The 19,328-nt window shown below is 69.7% G+C and carries 15 protein-coding genes; 4 read left to right on the top strand and 11 right to left on the bottom strand.

Annotation, left to right across the window (positions count from 1 at the left end):
* Positions 1–6 precede the first annotated feature (6 nt).
* The gene (locus tag QZ647_RS13765) at positions 7–1,581 is read right to left on the bottom strand and encodes an amino acid permease (protein ID WP_291272711.1); all 1,575 of its coding nucleotides are present in this window, start codon (positions 1,579–1,581) and stop codon (positions 7–9) included.
* A gap of 264 nt (positions 1,582–1,845) precedes the next feature.
* Between QZ647_RS13765 and QZ647_RS13760 the strand changes: the two genes are divergently transcribed.
* The 3 genes from QZ647_RS13760 to QZ647_RS13750 all read left to right on the top strand — a co-directional run bounded on the left by QZ647_RS13760 (position 1,846) and on the right by QZ647_RS13750 (position 6,077).
* Complete coding sequence (locus QZ647_RS13760; protein WP_291272710.1) at positions 1,846–2,790, top strand: DUF58 domain-containing protein; 945 nt, start codon at positions 1,846–1,848, stop codon at positions 2,788–2,790.
* Between the two features lie 20 nt (positions 2,791–2,810).
* Complete coding sequence (locus QZ647_RS13755) at positions 2,811–3,227, top strand: cytidine deaminase (RefSeq protein WP_291272709.1); 417 nt, start codon at positions 2,811–2,813, stop codon at positions 3,225–3,227.
* Positions 3,228–3,293: 66 nt separating this feature from the next.
* Positions 3,294–6,077 carry a tetratricopeptide repeat protein gene (locus QZ647_RS13750; protein WP_291272708.1) on the top strand — a complete coding sequence of 928 codons (2,784 nt, stop codon included), beginning with the start codon at positions 3,294–3,296 and terminating at the stop codon, positions 6,075–6,077.
* Between the two features lie 57 nt (positions 6,078–6,134).
* On the opposite strand, the gene pip is transcribed toward QZ647_RS13750, so the two are convergent.
* From pip to gmhA, 5 genes are read right to left on the bottom strand one after another with little or no spacing between them, the layout of a single operon-like run.
* On the bottom strand, positions 6,135–7,097 hold the full coding sequence (gene pip, locus QZ647_RS13745; protein ID WP_291272707.1) for a prolyl aminopeptidase: 963 nt from the start codon (positions 7,095–7,097) through the stop codon (positions 6,135–6,137).
* Between the two features lie 8 nt (positions 7,098–7,105).
* Complete coding sequence (locus tag QZ647_RS13740) at positions 7,106–7,993, bottom strand: DMT family transporter (protein WP_291272706.1); 888 nt, start codon at positions 7,991–7,993, stop codon at positions 7,106–7,108.
* 52 nt (positions 7,994–8,045) lie between these two features.
* Positions 8,046–9,236: a coproporphyrinogen-III oxidase family protein gene (locus tag QZ647_RS13735; protein WP_291272705.1), complete on the bottom strand. Its 1,191-nt coding sequence runs from the start codon at positions 9,234–9,236 to the stop codon at positions 8,046–8,048.
* Complete coding sequence (locus QZ647_RS13730; protein WP_291272704.1) at positions 9,226–9,963, bottom strand: DUF4124 domain-containing protein; 738 nt, start codon at positions 9,961–9,963, stop codon at positions 9,226–9,228. The genes QZ647_RS13735 and QZ647_RS13730 overlap by 11 nt, the downstream gene beginning before the upstream one ends.
* 9 nt (positions 9,964–9,972) lie before the next feature.
* A complete protein-coding gene (gene gmhA / locus QZ647_RS13725) occupies positions 9,973–10,536 on the bottom strand; it encodes a D-sedoheptulose 7-phosphate isomerase (RefSeq protein WP_291272703.1) in 564 nt (187 codons plus the stop codon).
* 89 nt (positions 10,537–10,625) lie between these two features.
* On the opposite strand from gmhA, the gene QZ647_RS13720 reads away from it, so the two are divergent.
* Complete coding sequence (locus QZ647_RS13720; protein ID WP_291272702.1) at positions 10,626–11,609, top strand: hypothetical protein; 984 nt, start codon at positions 10,626–10,628, stop codon at positions 11,607–11,609.
* Between the two features lie 9 nt (positions 11,610–11,618).
* On the opposite strand, the gene QZ647_RS13715 is transcribed toward QZ647_RS13720, so the two are convergent.
* From QZ647_RS13715 to QZ647_RS13695, 5 genes are all read right to left on the bottom strand, one after another.
* Complete coding sequence (locus tag QZ647_RS13715) at positions 11,619–13,208, bottom strand: methyl-accepting chemotaxis protein (protein WP_291272701.1); 1,590 nt, start codon at positions 13,206–13,208, stop codon at positions 11,619–11,621.
* A 114-nt stretch (positions 13,209–13,322) separates the two neighbouring features.
* Complete coding sequence (locus tag QZ647_RS13710; protein ID WP_291272700.1) at positions 13,323–14,702, bottom strand: rhodanese-like domain-containing protein; 1,380 nt, start codon at positions 14,700–14,702, stop codon at positions 13,323–13,325.
* A gap of 130 nt (positions 14,703–14,832) precedes the next feature.
* Positions 14,833–17,391: a DNA translocase FtsK 4TM domain-containing protein gene (locus QZ647_RS13705; RefSeq protein ID WP_291272699.1), complete on the bottom strand. Its 2,559-nt coding sequence runs from the start codon at positions 17,389–17,391 to the stop codon at positions 14,833–14,835.
* A gap of 48 nt (positions 17,392–17,439) precedes the next feature.
* Positions 17,440–18,975 carry a polysaccharide deacetylase family protein gene (locus QZ647_RS13700; protein ID WP_291272698.1) on the bottom strand — a complete coding sequence of 512 codons (1,536 nt, stop codon included), beginning with the start codon at positions 18,973–18,975 and terminating at the stop codon, positions 17,440–17,442.
* Positions 18,972–19,322, bottom strand: a complete 351-nt coding sequence (locus tag QZ647_RS13695; protein WP_291272697.1) for a 6-carboxytetrahydropterin synthase — start codon at positions 19,320–19,322, stop codon at positions 18,972–18,974. Before QZ647_RS13695 ends, QZ647_RS13700 begins: the two co-directional genes overlap by 4 nt.
* Positions 19,323–19,328: the final 6 nt, after the last annotated feature.

Genomic DNA, 19,328 nt, shown 5'->3' with positions numbered 1-19,328 from the left:
CGCTTATCATGACGCAGTCGGCGTCCCCAGGCGGCTCTTGCGGGAGCCGTAGAAGAAGTAGACCACCAGGCCGATGGCCAGCCAGGCGAAGAAGCGGTACCAGGTAATGGCCGGCAGGCCCCGCGCGATCCAGACGCAGCCCAGGATCCCCAGGGGGGCGATGACCCAGGCGAAGGGCATGAGGAACTTCCGCGGGGCCTCGGGGCGGCGCTTGCGCAGGACGAGGACGGCGACGCAGACGATGACGAAGGCGAACAGGGTGCCGATGTTGGCCAGCTCCACCACCTCGTCGATGTTGAGCAGGGCCGCGGGAATCGCCACCAGGAAGCCCGTGAGCACCGTGGCGTGGGAGGGGGTCTTGAACTTGTCATGCACCTTGCCGAACCAGGGCGCCAGCAGGCCGTCCCGGCTCATGCTCATGAAGATGCGGGGCTGGCCCACCTGGTAGACCAGCAGCGCGGCGGTGGTGGCGATGACGGCCCCGAAGCTGATGACCGCTGCGATCCCGCCCATCTTGTGCTCGGTGAAGATGTAGGCCAGGGGGTCGGCGATGCCGCCGAGCTTCGTGTAGTGCAGCATGCCCGTCACCACCAAGGCCACGGCGGCGTAGATCACCGTGCAGATCAGCAGGGACCACAGGATGCCGCGGGGCAGGTCCTTCCCGGGGTTGCGGCATTCCTCCGCGGTGGTGCTCACGGCGTCGAAGCCGATGAAGGCGAAGAAGATGATGGCGGCGCCCGCCTGGATGCCCCGCCAGCCGTGGGGCACGAAGGGGTGCCAGTTGTCGGGGCTCACGAACCGGATCCCCAGCCCCACCACCGCGAGGAGGATCGCCACCTTGATGATCACCATGACGCTGTTCACCCGGGCGCTCTCCTTGATGCCGATGTAGCAGAGCCAGGTGATGAGGGTCGTGATGACCACCGCCAGCAGGTTGATGGTGATGGGGAAGCCCGCCACGGTGGGGGCCGTCCTGATGACCTCCCAGTTCAGGAAGATGGCAGCGCCTTGGACCAGCCCCGCCTTGGCCTGGGCCAGCGCCTGGAGCTTGGCGGCCAGGTCCATGGCGGGCACCCCCTCCGCCAGCTTCAGTGCGCTGCGCGGATCCATGCCCAGCCAGCCGGGGATGTCCACATGGAAGACCGTCGAGAAGAAGCTGCGGGCGTAGTCGCCCCAGGAGATGGCCACGGCCACATTGGAGATGGCGTACTCCAGCAGCAGGTCCCAGCCGATGATCCAGGCCATCAGCTCGCCCAGCGTGGCGTAGGCGTAGGTGTAGGCACTGCCCGACACGGGGATCATGGAGGCCAGTTCCGCGTAGGCGAGTGCCGTGAACCCGCAGATCAGGGCCACGATGAGGATGCTCAGGACCAGCCCCGGCCCTGCCGGGAGGCGCCCATCGGCCATGTTTCCAGCAGCGGCGGTGCCGATGCTGGAGAAGATGCCGGCCCCGATGATGGCCCCGATGCCGAAGGTGGTGAGCTCGAAGACGCCCAGGTTCTTCTTGAGCTGATGTTCCGGTTCCTCGGCGCTGGCCCGCAGCTGCTCCAGGGTCTTGGTTCGGAAGAGGCGGGTCAGCATGGGTGCCTTGGGGAAGAAGGTCATGCTAGCAGGCAGGCCCGGGCGGTAGGCTGGGGGCCATGAGCACGAAGCGGGAGCAGAGGGCCACTTGGGCGAAGCCGAAGCCCGAAGGGCGCGGCGCAGGGAGGCTCCACCTCGGCAAGCGGAGCGCGCCGGAGCATGCGCAGCATGCGTTAGGTGGAGGCGCCGCGTGAGGCCGGAGCAGGAGCGGAGGGCCACCTTGGCGAAGCCGAAGCCCGAAGGGCGCGGCGCAGGAGGCGCTGCGTGAGGCTCTGGAGCGACCGCCGGCTGCGCCTGTCCCTCACGGGGCTGGGCGGGCAGTATTTGCTGGCGCTGCTGGCGGTGGGGGCCTTCTCGGTGAACACGGGCAACAACCTGCTCTACCTCGTGTTCTCGCTGATGCTGGGCCTGTTCCTGGTCTCGGGGGTTCTCAGCCGTCGGGCCCTCCAGGGCCTCAAGGTGAAGGAGCTGGAGGAGGGCAACCTCTTCGCCCGGGTGCGGGGCGGCTTGCGCCTCCGGTTGCAGGATCCGGGGCGGGGACGGGTCCGCGGCCTGGAGCTGCTTCTCTCGATGGAGGATGGCGAAGTCCAGCCCAGCTTCCTGGGCGCCGCCAGCCGCAGCGGCGAGACCTCGGTGGTATTCCAGGTCCGGGCGGGGCACCGGGGCTGGACCCGGCTCCGGCGGCTTGAGCTGCGCACCCGCTTCCCCTTCGGTTTGCTGGAGAAGTCCCGGTTCATCGATCTCGATCAGCCCTTGCTCGTGCTGCCCCATCCCCGGACACCCCCCGCACCACCCACGAGCTGGCGCGGAGAGGGCCATCGCACCCTGGCCCAGGAGGGCGTCAGCAGCCCGGAGGGGGCGCGGCCCCTGCGGGTGGGCGATCCCCCGGGCCGGGTCCACTGGAAGCGCACGGCCCAGCGCAGTCAGCCCTGGGTGCGGACCTTCGAGGAAGAGCGGCCCCTGGGGCTCCATCTGCGGATCGACCTGTCGGCCTGGGCACCGGGCCGCCCCTTCGAGCGGGAGCTTGAGCGCTTGTCCGGGGCCATCCTCCAGGCCCGCCTCCAGAAGCGGGAGATCAGCCTCGAGTTCCACGGGGCCTCGGGTGCCCACGAGGCACGGGGCTACACCGCCTGCTGGCGGATTCTGGCCCAGGCCCGGGCCGAAGGCAGCACGGATCGGGCGGAGGCCGCGGAAGGTCCGCTAAGCTGAAGGCTCCTCAGGAGGCACTGGTGTTCGACGATCCCCAATCCCCCGCCTGGACTCCGCTCCTGGAGGCGGCCTGGAGGGCCCGCTCGAACGCCTACGCGCCCTACTCGCACTTCCAGGTGGGCGCGGCCCTGCTCACGGCCTCGCACGGGATCGTGGGGGGCTGCAATGTGGAGAACGCCGCCTACCCCGTCACCCTCTGCGCCGAGCGGGGAGCCCTCAGCGCGGCCGTGGCCGCGGGGCTCCAGCCTGGGGATCTGGTGGCCGCGGTGGTGGTGACGGACTCGCCGAAGCTGACGCCGCCCTGCGGCGCCTGCCGGCAGGCCCTGGCGGAATTCGCGGAGGGCCTGCCCGTACTGCTTGCCAATCGCAACACCCGGATGCTGCACCGCCTGGAAGATCTGCTGCCGCACAGCTTCACGGGCCGGAATCTTCAGTAGGCCTTTCAAGCCCGCCCGCCCGCGCCTACACTTTCCGAACCCCGCCAGGCATCCTGAGGCAAGCGAATGGCCATTGATCGCGTCAAAGTCAAAAAGGAAGCCGACAAGCTCTTGACGGCCGGGAAGGTCGAGCGGGCCATCGAGGAATTCCAGAAGCTCGTCGAGGACAACCCGAAGGACTACTCCACGCTGAACCAGATCGGCGACCTCTGCGTGCAGACCGGTCGCGTGAAGGAAGGCGTCGAGATCCACAAGCGGCTGGGCGGCGCCTACGAGCGGGACGGCTTCAATGCCCGCGCCGCCGCTATCTTCCAGAAGGTGGTCCGCAACGCCCCCGAGGACATCGACGCGGCCCAGCGCCTGGCGGACCTCTACCGCCAGATGAACAAGGTCGGCGATGCGGTGAAGGTCCACCTGCAGGTGGCTGAGCACTTCCAGAAGAAGGGCCTCATCAAGCGGGCTCTGGAAGAGTTCAACAAGGTCGTCGATCTCGATCCCAAGAACCTGAAGATGAAGGTCAAGCTCGCGGACCTCTACAACAAGGAGGGCATGAAGGACCGTGCCGCGGGCATCTACCTCGAGGTGGCCGAGTCGCTGGCCATGGAGCAGATGCACGGCGAGGCCAACCAGATCCTCGAGCGCGCCAAGTCGATGATCTCCACGCCCCAGGTCTACCTCACCCAGAGCCGTCTGGGCGTGATCCAGGGCGACTACACCACGGCCGCCCAGCACCTGCGGGAGGGACTGGGCAACAACCCGAGGAATACCGAGCTGCTGGAGGCGCTGGCCGAAATCGAACTGCGCAGCGGCCACCCCGATCGCGCGCTGGAGGCTCTGGCCGAGATCGCCCAGCTGCCGGACAAGACCCTGCCCCTCTGCGAGAAGTCTCTTCGCAACCTCGCGAACGCCGATCGGGCGGAGGAGGGCCTCCGGCTCTTCGCCCCCATCGCCCGCGAGCTGGCCCGGAGAGGGTCGGGCGACATGGTCGCCCGCGCCCTGCGGAACGCCCTGCAGGATCACATGGGCAGCGAGGCGTGGATCCTTCTCGCGGAGATCGCCCACCAGAGCGGCAACCGGACGGAACAGGTCCAGGCCCTCCAGAGCGCCTACGCCCTGGCCACCCAGGCCAGCGACCAGGCGCTGATCGGGCATCTGTCGAGCCAGCTCCAGGCCCTGGGCGCCGTTCCCGGAGTCGTCCCGGCCCCGCCCACGGCGGGATTCTCCGTCCCCGGCAGCGCCAGCGGCTTCCAGGCCCCGCTGCCCCAGGAGATCACGCGCCACGGCGGCGAGACCGAAGTGGATCCCGTGCGGCGCCTCCGCATCGAGCAGCTCTCCCGCGAGGCCGAGGCCCTGCTCCGGGGGGGCAGCCACGACCGCGCCGTGGAGACCTTCAAGAAGGCCCTCGAGCTGGATCCTGCGGACCTCACCATCATCGAGGCCATCGTCGCCGTGCACCGCACCACCGGGCACCTCACCAAGGTGCAGATGCAGTATGTGCAGAGCGCCCAGGCCCTGGCCCAGCTCGGCAAGAAGCGGGAGGCCGGCCATCTGCTCGACATGGCGGAGCAGCTGTTCCCCGGCTCCACGCGGATCCACCGCCGGGCCATGGGCCTGCCCGAACCCGGGGCTGGCCGCCCCCCCGCGCCCATCGCGCTGCCATCGCCCCCCAGCGACCTGGATGCGCTGATCGCGCTGGATCTGCCGAGCTTCGAGCCGACGCCCCCTGGCGAGGCGGCACTTGGATCTGCACCTGCGCCGGCGCCGGCGCCCAGCCGGGCCTTCGAGCCCATTCCTCTGGGGGACGGGCTTCCGGTGCTGCCGGATCCCTTCGCGCCGCCCGCAGGTACTCCGGTGCCCCCGGCCGTGCCCTTTACCTCGCCGGTGGAGCCCGCAGCCCTCGATGCCTCCGATCTGAGCTGGATGGAGGACACGCTCACCGACATGATCTCGGAAGGCGGGGCCTTCTCGGCCCCCACGACGCCGCTCCCGCCCATCCCCACCCAGATCCTTGCGCCGGAAGTGGTGGCCGGTCTACCGCCTCTCTCGGCCGACCTGGAGCCGGCGTTCGGAGACCTCGCGCCGGAAGGGAAGTCGCTGCCGGAACCGTTGCCGGAACCCCTGTCGGAGCCAGTATCCGAAGAGCTGGCCAGCCTCCTCGGCGACATCGATTTTCAGATGGATTACGGCAGTCCCGAGGAGGCCAAGGCCGAGATCGAGACCGCCCTCCGGCAGTTCCCGGGGCATCCCGAGCTGCAGGCCCGTCTGGAGCGTGCGGAGAGCGCCCTCCAGAAGCTGGGGCACATCGCCAAGGCCAGCGCCCTCGACGAGAACGACTTCGCCAATTCCTTCTTCGACCTCACCGATGTGCTGGGCACGGCCCTCATGGATACGGGCGAGGGCGAGGAGATGCACGACGCCACCCACATGGTGGAGAAGATCCAGAGCGTGGACGAGCTGTTCAGCGCCTTCCGCGAGGGTGTCGAAAAGCAGGTCAAGGGCGACGACTACGACACCCACTACAACCTGGGCATCGCCTACAAGGAGATGGCCCTCATCGAGCCCGCCCTCGAGGAGTTCAAGATCGCCATGGGCGACCCCGAGCGCACCCTGGAGTGCTGCTCCATGCTCAGCATCTGCGAGCAGGATCGGGGCGATCTGAACGCGGCCGTGGAATGGCTCCGACAGGGCATCCTGGCTCCGGGCTTCCCTCCCGAGGACAGCATCGGCCTCCGCTACGACCTCGCCGAGATCTACCTCCAGCAGGGCCACACGGCCATGGCCGCCGAGGAGTTCAAGGCCGTCTACGAGATGGATCCCGACTACCGCGATGTGGCGGCGCGCCTGGCCTAGGCTGGGCACCGGGCCGGGGGGAGGACGGAGCAGCTGCTTCCGTCCTCCCCCCGCCATTCACCCCGCGAAGCGGTCCGTGGCCGCCACCAGGGCCCGGGAGATGCCGGGCTCGTAAGCGCTGTGCCCGGCATCGGGAACGATGACCAGGTCGGCTTCGGGCCAGGCCTGGGACAGGGCCCAGGCACTTTCGATGGGGCAGACCATGTCGTAGCGGCCTTGGATGATGGCACCGGGAATGCCCTTGAGCCGGGTCGCGTCCCGCAACAGCTGACCCTCCTCCATCCAGCCCTTGTTCAGGAAGTAGTGACACTCGATGCGCGCGAAGGCCAGGGTCGTGGCCTCGTCGCCGTAGGAGGCGATGAAGTCGGGGTCGGGGATGAGCTTGCTGGTGGCGCCCTCCCAGATGCTCCAGGCCTTGGCCGCCGGCAGGTTCAGGGCGGGGTCCTCGCTCAGCAGGCGCTTGGCGTAGGCCTGCAGGAAGTCGCCCCGCTCGGCGGCGGGGATGGCATCGCGGTAGGGTTCCCAGGCGTCGGGGAACACGCGGCTGGCCCCCTCCTGGTAGAGCCAATCCACCTCGCGCTGCCGCAGCAGGAACACGCCGCGGAGGATCAGTTCCGTCACGCGCTGCGGGTGGGTCTCCGCATAGGCCAAACCCAGCGTGGCGCCCCAGGAGCCGCCGAAGACCATCCAGCGCTCGATGCCCAGGTGCTCGCGGATGCGCTCGATATCGGCCACCAGGTCCCAGGTGCCGTTCTCGCGGACCTCGGCGTAGGGGGTGCTCTGGCCGCAGCCCCGCTGGTCGAAGAGGATGATGCGGTACTTGGCGGGATCGAAGTAGCGGCGGTGCTTGGGGCTGGTGCCGCCGCCGGGGCCCCCGTGAAGGAAGATCACGGGTTTGCCCTGCGGGTTTCCGCTCTCCTCGACATGGAGCTCATGCAACGCCGAGACCTTCAGGCGGTGGGTCTGGCGGGGCTCGAGGGCCGGATAGAGCCAGCTGACGGGATCCTTGAGCAGGGACATGGCAGCTCCTAGACGAAGAACAAGGCCGCGGCGCCCGCGAGGGCCAGCAGCGTTCCGAGGATCGCATGGCCGCCCACCTTCTCCTTGAAGACAAAGTGGGAGACCGGCAGCAGGATCACCGGGGAGAGCGACATCAGGGTGGCCGCCACGCCCATGGGGGCCTTGGCGATGGCGATGAGCGAGAGCACCACGCCCAGCACAGGGCCCGTGAGGGCGCCAAGGCCGATGAAGGCCGTGGCGCGGCCATCCCGCAGGCTGCCCAGGCTGCCCCGCAGGCGTCCCGTCGCGCCGAAATAGAGCAGCAGTGCGGCCAGGCCCGCGGTCACGCGGATGAGGTTGGCTGAGATGGGCGGAAAATCGCCCGCCAGGCCGAACATGCTGAACACCAGGCCCACGGACTGGCCCAGGGCGCCGCCGATGCCCAGCAGGACACCGCGCCACAGGTGGGGATGGGCCTCGTGGTCACCATCGCCCCACACCACCCAGGCGATGCCGCCCAGGGTGAGGGCCATGGCCATGATCTTGGCGAGGCTCATGCTCTGCCCCAGGAACAGCCAAGCCAGAAGGGCGCTGAAGATGGGCGAGAGGGTCATCAGCAGCATGGCCAGCCGCGGCCCGATCAGCAGAAAGGCCTCGAAGAGCACCGCGTCGCCCAGGGCGAAGCCAATGAGCCCGGACAGGCCCAGCCAGCCCAGGCGGGCCCCTCCGGCCTGCAGGGGAAAGAGGCTGCCATAGAGCGCCAGGTGCACCAGGATCAGCACCCCCCAGGCCATGAGCAGGCGCCCCAGATTCACCGAGGCCGAGCCCACCCGGCGCCCGGCCACGGTGAAGCACACGGAGTTCAGCGACCAGCAGAGCGAGGTGAGGAGGGCGGCGCCTTCGCCGAGGTAAAGCACGGGGACTCCATGGCGTTCCCCGGGGGCGGGTCACTCACATCATGATACGAGGCTAGACGAACATCTGGAGGATGCCGTTGCTCAGGAGCATCCCGCGGGGGCTGAGGCGCACCTGATCGCCCTCCCACACGACGAGTCCTTCTTTGGCCAAGTCGTGCAGCCTCGCTTCCCACCCGTCGCAGAGGGGCCGCAGGTGGCGGGCATCGGCTTCGCCGCGGAGCGCGCCCCAGGCCACGCCCCGGTGCAAGCGCAGCCCCAGGAGGGGGATTTCAGCCAGGATCTCAGCGGCATCCAGCTCCTGGACATCAAGGGCGCCGCGCCCATCGGCCCAGGCCGGAATCACGGCGGATTCGGTCCAGCGGAAGGCGCCCAGCTGGGAGGCGGCGCTGGGACCCAGACCCAGGTAGGGCCGGCGCTCCCAGTAGCGGGTGTTGTGGATGGACTCCGCACCGGGCCGGGCGTAGTTGCTGATCTCGTACGGCGCGAGCCCCAGGCCCGGCAGGGCGTCCTGCAGGGCCTCGAACACATCGGCGACCTCGTCCTCGGAGGGGAGCGACAGCCGTCCCGCATCGATGTCGGCGCGGAGGGGGCAGGCCTTGTCCAGGTCCAGCAGGTAGATGCTGAGGTGGTCGATGCCGGTAGCGGCAAGCACCCGGGCGTCCTCGACCACCTTGGCCAGCGACTGGCCGGGGATGCCCACCATGAGGTCGGCGCTGCGGCGATGGAATCCAGCGCGGCCCGCCAGGTCCAGGGCCTCCAGGGCCTGGGCCTCGCCGTGGATGCGTCCCAGCCGTCCCAGCAGCCCATCGTCCAGGGCCTGCACGCCGAGGCTGACGCGATCCCAGCCCAGCGCGCGCGCCTGCTGGAGCCAGGCCAGGTCCACGGTGCCGGGATTGGCCTCGAAGGTGGCCTCGCGCAGGGGCGACAGGTCGAAGGCCCCCCGCACAGCGGCGGTGAGTTCCGCCAGCTCCGCCGGTGTCAGCAGCGACGGCGTGCCGCCGCCCAGGTACAGGGTGTCCACCCGGGGGCAGCCGAGGGCCTCGCCCCAGGCCTGGACCTGCGAGATCAGCCGGCGGATCGTCGCGGGTTGGAGCTCGCGGTCCCGGGTGGTGGTGAAGGAGCAGTAGGTGCAGCGGTCCAGGCAGAAGGGGATGTGCAGGTAGAGGCCCAGGGGCTCCGCCTGGGCGGCGGATCTGAGCGCCGGAAGCCGCTCCGCCAGGACGGGCGGAAGGTCAGGGCTCAACCATCACCCGCTTCATGACCTCCCGGAGGGTCTGGACTTCCTCCGGGAAGCGCCAGGGTGCCTTCGTGGGTTCGGCGGCCTGTTCCAGGGCCAGGTAGCGCTGCTGGAGCAGGGTCCGGTGCTCGGGGCGCAGGGTCCGGCCCGTCCCCATGTGGAGTTCGAGCAGCTCGAGGTTCTGCCGCAGGCGGACGGACTGGGGATGGTAGAGGAAGGTGCCTACGAGCAGGTGGCCGAAGGCCAGGCCCAGGACCAGGAAGCCGCCCACCAGGGGGATCCGGAGGTCGGTCCGCAGCCCCAGGGCCAGCCACCAGCCCATGAGGCCCATGAGCAGCAGGGACAGGACGGGGAGGGCTGGCATGGCCCAGAGCCCGTTGCCCCACAGGCAGTCGTGGATGAGGGAATCGGTCACGGCCTCCAAGGTCCGTCGGTCCCCTTCGCTGCGCGCCTTGGCCAGGTGGGCGTCGAGGGTGCTCCAGGCCTGCTGTTGGGCGGGGTTCAGCACCACGGGCTCGCGTCCCCCCCGGCTGTCGCTCTGCCGGATGGGCACCACGCGGGCGCCCGGCCTTCCCGTCTCCACGCTCGGCGGGGGCGGAGGATCGAGGATTTCGGCATCTGCGGGCGGGGGCGTGTTGGTGATGTGGGTCTGACCGGCGGCATCGCGCCAGTAGTAGGTTCGCGGCTGCTGGCCCAGGAGGACCAGGAGCAGCAGGCCGGCGGCCGCGTTCACCGCGGGGCCTCAGAACTCGGCATCAAGGGCCTCGCACCAGAAGTGGTAGATCATCTGGTGGACCTCCTGGATGCGCGCCGTCACTGGAGAAGGCACCACCAGGGCATCGTCCATCAGGCCGGCCAGCTTCCCGCCATCCCGGCCCAGCAGGCCCAGGGTGCGGATGCCGAGCTCCTTGGCGGAGGCTACGGCGCGGATGACATTGGGGCTGTTGCCGCTGGTGCTGATGCCGATGAGCAGGTCGCCCGGCCGGCCCAGGGCCTCCACCTGGCGGGAGAAGATCTGGTCGAAGCCGTAGTCGTTGCCGATGGCCGTCAGGGCCGAGGTGTCCGTGGTGAGGGCGATGCCCGCGAGGGCCCGGCGCTCCTTGAGGTAGCGGCCGCTCAGCTCGGCGGCCAGGTGCTGGGCGTCGGCGGCGCTGCCGCCGTTGCCGCAGACGAGGATGCGCCCGCCCCGCCGGAGCCGTTCGGCCATGTCGTCGGCCTGGGCGAGGATGTGGTCCAGCTCCCGGGCGAAGAAGGCCTGCTTCAGCTGGACGGACTCCTGGACATGCTGGAGAAGGGTCTGCTTCATGGACGCGATTGTGACAGGAATTCCTCTCCCAGGATTTCCCCGGGGCTGGCAGACTGCGGGAAGCCTTGCATCCGCTCAGCGTGGGTCCCATGGAATGGATTGCCCTCAAACACGCCCTGCTGTCCCACCTCCCGGTGGCGACCGGACTGCTGCTGCCCTGGGTGCTGCTCTCGTCCCAGCGCTCCGGACGGGGCATCCGTCCCTGGTGGACGGTGGCCCGGTACCTGGGCTGGGCCGGGGCGCTGGGCCTCCTGGCGGCCATGGTCAGCGGACTGGCCGCTGGCAGGATGCACGGCCTGATCCCGGCCACCCGGTTCTTCCCCGTGCCGGCGGCGGGCCCGGGGGCCGATGGCCTCCTCTTCCGCCACGCCGTGCTGGCAGCCGCGACGATCCCCCTGGCCGTGGCCGCCCTCTGGGCCATGAACCGGCCGCGGAAGGATCACCAGAGCCTCGGCTTCCTCGCCCTGCTGTTCGGTCTGGGCTGGTGCGCCCTGCTGCTGGCCACGGGGCAGAGCGGATTCAGCCTTGCCCACCCCAAAGGCCAGGCCCCGGTTTCAGCGCCGCCACCGCTCGTTGCTGCGCCTGCGCCGGTTCCGGCCGCCGCCGCCGCACCGGCCCCGTCGGATCCCGAGGCCTCGGCTCCCCTCCGGGTGCTGGACTATGGCGCCCTGGAACCCATTCACACCGAGCCGGTGAAGTCCCCGGCCCATGGCGGGCGCTGGATTCGCGCCTGGGCCAACCCCGCGGCCGCCGCGGCCTACCGGGCGGGCCAGACCCTCCCCCCCGGGGCGCTGGTGGTGCTGAGCACGCTGGAAGACCGCTGGGGCCGGCCGGGCACCGAGCCCGGGCCGCTGTACGCCCTGGAGATGAAGGAGGGCGGCCCCTCGCTCACCTTCTACTGGGCCCGGGTTCCTCTGGAGCAGCGCCGCGAGGTGGGCGGCGAGGCCCGCGCCTACTGGCGGAGCCCAGACGCCCACCTGGAGGCCTGCCAGAGCTGCCACGCCAGCGGCATGGCCGAGTTCGCCAAGCGCAGCCGGTGGCGGGTGCCGAAGAAGGTGGTGGCGCCCGAATGACGGGCGTCCTCAGACCTTGAAGCCGTCCACCACCTTCCGGAGCCCTTCGGCCACACTGGCCAGGTCATCGGAGGTCTTGGTGATCTCGTGGACGGTGGCGGAAAGCTCCTGGGTCGCTGAGGCGTTCTGGGCAAGCTGGTCCGTGGTCTGATTCATGCGCCGGGTGACCTCCTGGCTGGTGGTCGCCTGTTCCTGGCTGAGGGCGCCGATGTCCCGGATGCTGGTGGCGATGTGGCTGATCCGGTCCCGGATGGCCTGGAGGTTCTTCAGGCTGAGGCTGACCCCGTCCACACCACCCGCCACCGCTTCCTGGGCACGCTGGTTGAGCTGCTCGATTTCAAGGGCGGCGCTGCGGGACCGCTCGGCGAGCTTGCGGACCTCCTCAGCCACCACGGCGAAGCCCTTGCCCATGGAGCCCGCTTTGGCCGCCTCGATGGCCGCGTTCAAGGAGAGCAGGTTGGTCTGGCGAGCGATGTCCTGGATGACCTGGACGGCCTTCACGATCTGGGAGGTGGCGTCCTGGATCTGCTCCATGCCCTGGGCCGCGCTCTGGCCCGCCTCGGCACCCCGGGCCGTGTCCTGGACGGCCTCTCCGCCGGCGGCCTCGGTCTGCTGGGTGCGCTCGCGCATGGTCCCGGCGTTGCCGCTCAGGCGCTCCATGGCGGCCGTGACCTGCTCGCCGGATTTCTTCAGCTCCTCACTCACCCTCGCGATGTCATCGACCGCGCGGGCCATTTCCTGGGAGGTGGCGGCCAGCTCCGAGCTGCCGGAGGCCACCCGATCGGCATAGGACCCGATGGTCTGGACCGTGCCCCGCATGCGCCCGTTGTAGGCGTTGAAGGCCTCGGCCGCTTCGCCGATCTCATCCTGGGTCTCCACCTCGATCCGTTTCGAGAGGTCGCTTTCGCGAAGGCCCAGGACCAGCTGCTTCAGGGGTTTCACGGCCGACCGGGAGCGCTTCTGCGAAATGAAGGCCACCAGGATGGCCACGGCCAGGGTGGCGCCGAGGATGGCCCAGCTGATCCGGCGCATTTCCGTATCGACATCATCCAGGTAGACGCCCGCCCCGACGACCCAGTCCCAGGCCTCGATGCGCTTGGCATAGGCCGACTTGGGGAAGAGGCCCTCTTTGCCGGGCTTGGCGTAGGGGTAGTCGTAGAATCCCCCGGTCGTGGGCGCGGACACTTGCCGCATGGCCTTGACGATTGCCAGGGTGGCCGGGGGCAGCTCCTCGCCGGCCTTGCCTTCCAGCTGCCGGGCAACGGGCAGGAGGAGGACGCTGTGGTTGGGCCCGTGGATGTAGACATAGTTGCTGCCGTCGAAGCGCAGGGCGCCCACGAGGTCCTTGGCCCGGACCTGGGCTTCCTCCTGGCTCAGGCGGCCGGCCTTGGCTTCCTCCACCAGGTGGCTCACCTGGGAGTGGGCGCTTTCGACCACATGCCTCAGGCCCTCCTTTTTGGCGTTCAGCAGGAGGCTGTGCACCGTCGGGAGCATGTAGCCGGCGATCAGCACGATGAAGAAGAGCACGGGGGTCATGGCCGTGGAAAAGACCTTGCCGCCCAGGGACTGGAGATAGGTGCGCAGTGCCTTCATCCACATGGCTTCGCCTCCGCGGGCATGCAGGAGAACCCGTGTCTCGTCATCGGCCCCCGCCGGGCGGGATTGAGTTCCGGAGCCAGGAATGGCGGAGAGGGGCCAAAAGCCCCTCCCTCGCTAGTCGATGGTGAAGTCGCCGGTGTCGATGATGGTGATCTCCGTGGGGAGGAACCGCACCTCGAAGCCCTTCTCCTTCAGCAGGTGGTAGGCCAGCTCAGCGCGGATGCCGGTGGAGCAGTGGCAGAGGATCTTCGCGCCCTTGGGGAGCTCGGCGAGGCGGGCCAGGAGCTGGGGCTCGGGAATCGTGAGGGCACCCTTGATGGTGCCGTTCTTCGTCTCGTCGGGGTTCCGCACATCGAGAATCACGGCGCCCCGCTCCGCCGGGGCCAGTTCGGCCACCTTGGCGAACTCGGCCGGGGAGATGGCGCCCGGGCGGGGCTTGGGCACGAAGCTGGCCTTGGCGGCCAGGGTGCCGGTCTCCACGGGCAGGGCCGCGGTCTGCCAGGCCTTGAAGCCGCCGGAAAGGAGGTTCACGCCGCCATAGCCGGCCTTGATGAGCTCTGCGGCCACGGCTTTGGCAGAAGCACCGCCCGTTTCATCCACCACCACGATGGGGGGCTTCAGCTTGGGGGCGGGGAAGGTCTTGAGCAGGTCGGCGAGCTTGGCGGGATCGGCGGCCACCGCCCCCTTGATGAAGCCCTTGGAAGCCTCGGCCGTGGGACGGGCATCCAGGATCACCAGCGGGGTGCTGGTGTCGACGAAGGCGGTCTTCAGGGCCGCGGGGCTCAGCACGCCATAATTCTTCTTGGTCCAGGCGGGCATGCCGTCGATGAACACCTTGGCGTTGGTGTAGCCCAGCTTCTTGGCCTTGGCCAGCGAGCCGGGGCTCATGTTGCAGGTCTTTCCGCTGCAGTAGAAGATCACCAGCGCCTGCTTGTCGGCGGGAAGCTTGTCCGCGTTCTTGTCGAAGGCGGGGAAGGGCAGGTTCACGGCCGTGGGGATGGCACCTTCCAGGAAGCGGGGCGTGGGACGGGAATCGAAGAGGAAGTATTTCCCCTTCTCCGGGCCCATGGCCACCAGCTTCTGGATCTCGTCCAGGGTGACGGTCTCATGGGCCGCCAGCTTCACCGGGGGCTTGGCGAACACGGCCACGGCGGTCTTCACGCCGTCCCTCTCCGTGAACTGCACGCGCACTTCGTGGCCCCTGGCGATGCTCTTGAGCGCTGCGTCCACATCGGCGGCGGGTTCGGGCGTCACGACCTTCACGGTGGCCTTGTCGAAGCGGAGCACCTCGGTGCGCTCGTCGATCTTGAGCTGGAAGGAGTTGTTCTTCAGGGCCAGGTTGTCGAAGTGACCGCGGAGGTTGTCGGGGGCGGTGGTGTGGCAGGTGGTGCAGATCTTGGCGGAAGCCGGCTTGGCAGGGGCGTCCGCGGCGACCAGTGTGGTGCTGGCGGCGATGCAGGCGAGCAGGAGGGGGAATCGGTTCGGACGGTTCATAGGTGCTCCATGGGTCGTGAACGATTGGAGTCTATGGTTGTTTGCCTATAAATCCAGAAAGATGTGATCCCGGTCTACGGCCACCCCAGTGGCGACATCACGCCACCTGAAGGGGGTCTATTTCGGATCCTCACTCGGCGGGAGCGAAGACTTCGCGGGGCTTTCCCGCGCCGCGGTCCGGGCCGACGATGCCTTCCGATTCCATGCGGTCGATGATCCGTGCGGCGCGCCCGTAGCCAAGGTTCAGCTTGCGCTGGAGCAGGCTGGTGCTGGCCTTGCGTTCGCGGGTCACCACGGCGATGGCGCGCTGGTAGATGTCGTCCCCGCCGACGGCCGCGGCGTCGGGATCCTCGATGAGCGCCTCCTCCTCGGCCTCCATGGCGCTGATGAGGGCCTGGTTGTAGTCGGGGCGGCCCCGTTCCCGCAGCCAGGTCACGAGGCGCAGCGTCTCGTCTTCGCTGAGGAAGGGGGCATGGATGCGCTTCGGATGGCTGGCGCCGTTGGGGAGGAAGAGCGCGTCGCCCGCGCCCAGCAGCTGCTCGCCGCCGCCGGAATCCAGGATGGTGCGGCTGTCGATCTTGGTGCGCACGCGGTAGCTGAGGCGGCTGGGCAGGTTGGCCTTGATGACGCCCGTGACCACATCCACGCTGGGCCGCTGGGTGGCCAGGATCAGGTGGATGCCCACGGCGCGGGCCTTCTGCGCGATGCGCGCGATGCTGTCCTCGACTTCGCTGCGGGCGACCATCATGAGGTCCGCCAGCTCGTCGATGACCACCAGCACATAGGGCAGGGGTTCGAGCACCGAGGGGCGATCGGGCCAGCGGGGATTCGGCGTCCGGTCCGTGAGATCCATGGAGCCGCCGGCATCCGCGATCTTGGCGTTGAAGCCCTTCAGGTCGCGGACGCTCAACAGCGCCAGGCGGCGGTAGCGGTCCTCCATCTGGGCCACCACCCACTTGAGGACCCGGCCCGCCTCCTTCATGTCGGTGACCACCGGAGCCCACAGATGGGGGATGTCCTCGTAGACGCCCAGCTCCACCATCTTGGGATCCACCAGGATGAGCTTCACCTCATCGGGCATGGCGCGCACGAGGCAGGAGCAGATCATGGCGTTCACGCCCACGCTCTTGCCGCTGCCGGTGCTGCCGCCGATGAGCAGGTGCGGCATCTTGTTGAGGTCGGCCACGACCGGGCGGCCGGCGATGTCCTTGCCGAGGGCCAGCTGCAGCAGCCCGCCGGCATCCCGGAAGGCGGGGCTGTCGATCACTTCGCGGAAGGTGATGATCTCCCGCTTGGGGTTAGGCACTTCGATGCCCACCAGGTTCTTGCCGGGAATGCGGTCCATGCGCACGGCCTCGGCCTGGAGGGCCAGGGCGAGATCCTCCTCCATGCCCAGGATGCGCGACAGCGGGATGCCGGCGTCCGGCTGGAATTCGAAGACCGTGACCACGGGTCCGGGCTGCATGCCGGTGACCGCACCCTTGATCTTGAATTCGGACAGCTTCTGTCCAATGCGCTCCTTGATGGACTCCAGCATGGCCAAGTCGGCCTTGGCGTGCTGGCCCGGCGGATCGAAGAGGCGGCGGGGCGGCAGGGTCTCGCGCTCGGCGACGGAGGGTTTCAACCGCTCCGCGGGAACCGGGGCGGGAAGCGGCGGCAGAGGCTTGGCGGGGGTGGGTTCGGTGAGGGGGAGGGGCGGCTGCACGCTCTCGCGGCCGAAGCGGTCCTTCGCCACCTGGGCCTTGGCCACGGTGGGTTTCGGCGGCGGCTGAGTGGGGGCGTCCACCAGCAGCTTGGCGCGGAAGGGGGCCGTGGGATCGGCGGAAATGGGGCCCGCGGCCGGAAGCGGCTGCGCGTCGATGACGGCCTGCGCGGCATCCAGGTGCAGGGAGTGGATGGGGGGCAGCAGGTCCTCGGCGCGGATCTGGGGCTGCTTCTTCCGGGCTTCGGCGGTCTCCAGTTCGGCCTTGAGCAGCGACTCGCGCTGCGCCTCCAGCGCCTGCTGGCGCATGGCCAGGGCCTTGAGGGCGGCGCCATCGGCGGCATCGAGCTCAGGCTGCTCTGGATTCCGCCCGCGGAGGAATGGGCGCTTGACCATGGTGAGGAAGCCCTGGAAGCCCTTGGCGGGCATGGGTTTCATCCAGGGCCAGGCCTTCTCGCCGAGCCAGCGGTGGAGCAGGAGGCCCAGGGCGCGGGTGAGGGAGGGGGCCAGCACCAGGGCGCAGACGAGGCCCACGAGGGCCAGGAGCAGGGGCAGGCCCACGGGACCCAGCAGGCGGCGCTGGGCGGGCCAGAGGGCGCTGCCGAGCCAGCCGCCCCAGCGGAGCTGCACGGTGCCGCCATCCGCCAGGCCCGTCCAGAGGCGGGGGGCGAAGGCGCCGAGGGCGGTCCAGAAGGCGAGGGCCAGGCCCAGCCAGGCCAGGCGTCCAGGCCAGTGGCGGCCCTCCCGGGGCCACGCCTCCCAAAGGAGGTAGGGCGGCACGATCCAGGCGCCCACGCCCATCAGGGTCTGCAGCAGCCCGGCCAGGGTCGCGCCCACGATGCCGCAGAGGTTCTGCACGGCGGCCACCGCCGGACCCTGGGTGAAGGGATGCGGATCCAGCGGATTGAAGCTCACCAGAGAGAGCAGGAGTACCAGGGCCACGAAACCCAGCACCGCCCTCAGCATCCAACGGCCGATCCCCTGCAACGCGCCTCCACGGTGTCCTGGCATCAGTGTAGCCCAGCGGCACGGGCGCTAGCGCGCGGGGACGGCGGATCCCGGGGCCTGGAGCAAGGAGAGACGCTGCTGCGGATTCCAGGTGGGCTTGCCCAGGTCCCGGAGGTAGGCGCTCACGGGGACGAAGGTCCAGCCCTCGTTCCGGGCCCGGTCCATGAAGGCGCCGAGGCCCGCGGAGGGGCGATCCGCCTCGGCGCGCCCCGAGCCCAGGTGCATGAGCACGATGAGGCCGTCGCCATCCCGGTTCAGGCGCTGCTGGAGGCGCTGGAGGATGGCGTCGCCGCTGCGGTAGAGGCGGCGTTCCTTCGGAGTGGCCCAGTCCAGCGTGTCGGCCCCCTCGCTCCAGCCCACATGGCGATAGCCGAGCTCCTCGGCCCAGCGGCGGATTTCCGCCGTGTGTTCGCCATAGGGTGCGCGCCAGAAGGGATCCATGGGGCGGCCCAGGAGGCGCACCAGGGCGGCATCGGCCTCCAGCAGCTCCTTCTGCACCCGCTCCCGGGTCCACTGGGGATCGCGCTTCATCCCCGGCGCGAAATGCGGGTGGTGCATGGTGTGGTTGCCCAGCTCGTGGCCTTCCGCAGCCATGCGCTTCACCAGGGCCGGGTACCGTTGGATGAAGGCGCCGGTGAGGAAGAGGGTGGTCCGCACACCGCGGGCCTTCAGGGCATCCAGGATCTCGGCCGCGACTTCGGACGAGGATCCGCCGTCGAAGCTGAGGAGCAGTCGCCGCTGTCCGCCGGGGCCGCGGGTGAGGTTGAGGGCCTCGCCCATGCCGGGCCAGGGCGCCAGGTTGATCCCGGGTGTGTTGGTCCCGGGCGAGATAGGGAGGGCCAGTCGGGGGACCGCGGTGCGGGAGGCGGCCTTGGGAGCGGGCTCCAGATCGGGCGAAAGGGGAAGTGTCACCGGCCTGCGCCCGGTCAGGGGCGGCGTGGGGGTGCCTCCAGGATGAACCAGGGTCCAGGTGCGGGCGGATTCGGGTGCCGCTGGTTCCGGTCGGGTCGGTTCCGAGGGCTGGGCGTGGGGCAGCCCCCCGGCCTTCCGTCCGGTCAGCGGAGGCACCGGGGTGGGCTCCAGGCGGGCCACACTCTGGGGGGAGGCCGCCTCGCGGGCTGGGGGCGCGGGTGGCGCCTGTTTCGCCAGGCGCAGGGGCCGGGGCCGTGCCGGTTGCGCCACGGGGGCCGGGGTCCGGGCGGGCGTCAGCGAGAACTCGAAGCGGGCCAGCTCCCGGCCCTCCGCGGTGCGCAGCACGGCCGTCTCGTCCGGGGGCGGGCGGAAGAACTCCCAGCGCACGGGCCCGGTTTCGGCGTAGCGCGTTTCGCGAATGGAACGCCCCTCCAGCACCAGCTGCGTGGGTTCGGTCACCTCGCCTTCCACCACAGCCAGCCCGCCCAGGGGATACCAGGTCCAGGGAACCGCCGGAGCGGCCACCGTCACGCTGGAAGCCAGGACCGGTGGCGCCTGGACCGCCTGCCGTCCACAGGAGACCAGGACCGCGACCAGGGCCAGGCCTGGGATCAGGCCCCGGACCAGGATGGCGGTGCGGGGGCGGTTCATGAGGCCCCGTCCCCCCGGCAGAGGGCCCAGTAGTTGGCCTTTTCGCGGATCCTCACCCAGCGGGGCCGCAGGGCGGCCGCCTGCAGGTGGCGGAAGGCCATCTCGGCGAGGGCCTCGGCCGTGGGGTTCCGCTTCGACAGGGCCTCCAGTCCGTTCAGCAGGCGGTAGTCCACGCCCTCGGTCCAGGCCTCCAGCGCCTTCGCGAACGCGGGTTCATCGGCCTCCGAGGCCAGCTCCACGGCCGCCTCCACCTCCCAGTTGTGGCCGTGGCGATCCTCCTGGAAGCCGGGAAGGTCGTGGAAGTGGTCGGCCACGAAGGGACGCCGGAGGGAAAGGGTGAAGGCCATGGGGAA

Origin of the sequence: Geothrix sp., from assembly GCF_020622065.1 — a bacterium.
Taxonomy (GTDB): Bacteria; Acidobacteriota; Holophagae; order Holophagales; family Holophagaceae; genus Geothrix.
The sequence above is the reverse complement of the archived record's forward strand: the minus strand, read 5'-3'. Positions and strand labels throughout refer to the sequence as shown.

What these genes read in the sequence shown, in the direction of transcription:
- QZ647_RS13765 (WP_291272711.1), bottom strand. Translation starts at nt 1,581, where the DNA reads ATGCTGACCCGCCTCTTCCGAACCAAGACCCTGGAGCAGCTGCGGGCC.
- QZ647_RS13750 (WP_291272708.1), top strand. Translation starts at nt 3,294, where the DNA reads ATGGCCATTGATCGCGTCAAAGTCAAAAAGGAAGCCGACAAGCTCTTG.
- pip (WP_291272707.1), bottom strand. Translation starts at nt 7,097, where the DNA reads ATGTCCCTGCTCAAGGATCCCGTCAGCTGGCTCTATCCGGCCCTCGAG.
- gmhA (WP_291272703.1), bottom strand. Translation starts at nt 10,536, where the DNA reads ATGAAGCAGACCCTTCTCCAGCATGTCCAGGAGTCCGTCCAGCTGAAG.
- QZ647_RS13720 (WP_291272702.1), top strand. Translation starts at nt 10,626, where the DNA reads ATGGAATGGATTGCCCTCAAACACGCCCTGCTGTCCCACCTCCCGGTG.
- QZ647_RS13715 (WP_291272701.1), bottom strand. Translation starts at nt 13,208, where the DNA reads ATGTGGATGAAGGCACTGCGCACCTATCTCCAGTCCCTGGGCGGCAAG.
- QZ647_RS13710 (WP_291272700.1), bottom strand. Translation starts at nt 14,702, where the DNA reads ATGAACCGTCCGAACCGATTCCCCCTCCTGCTCGCCTGCATCGCCGCC.
- QZ647_RS13700 (WP_291272698.1), bottom strand. Translation starts at nt 18,975, where the DNA reads ATGAACCGCCCCCGCACCGCCATCCTGGTCCGGGGCCTGATCCCAGGC.
- QZ647_RS13695 (WP_291272697.1), bottom strand. Translation starts at nt 19,322, where the DNA reads ATGGCCTTCACCCTTTCCCTCCGGCGTCCCTTCGTGGCCGACCACTTC.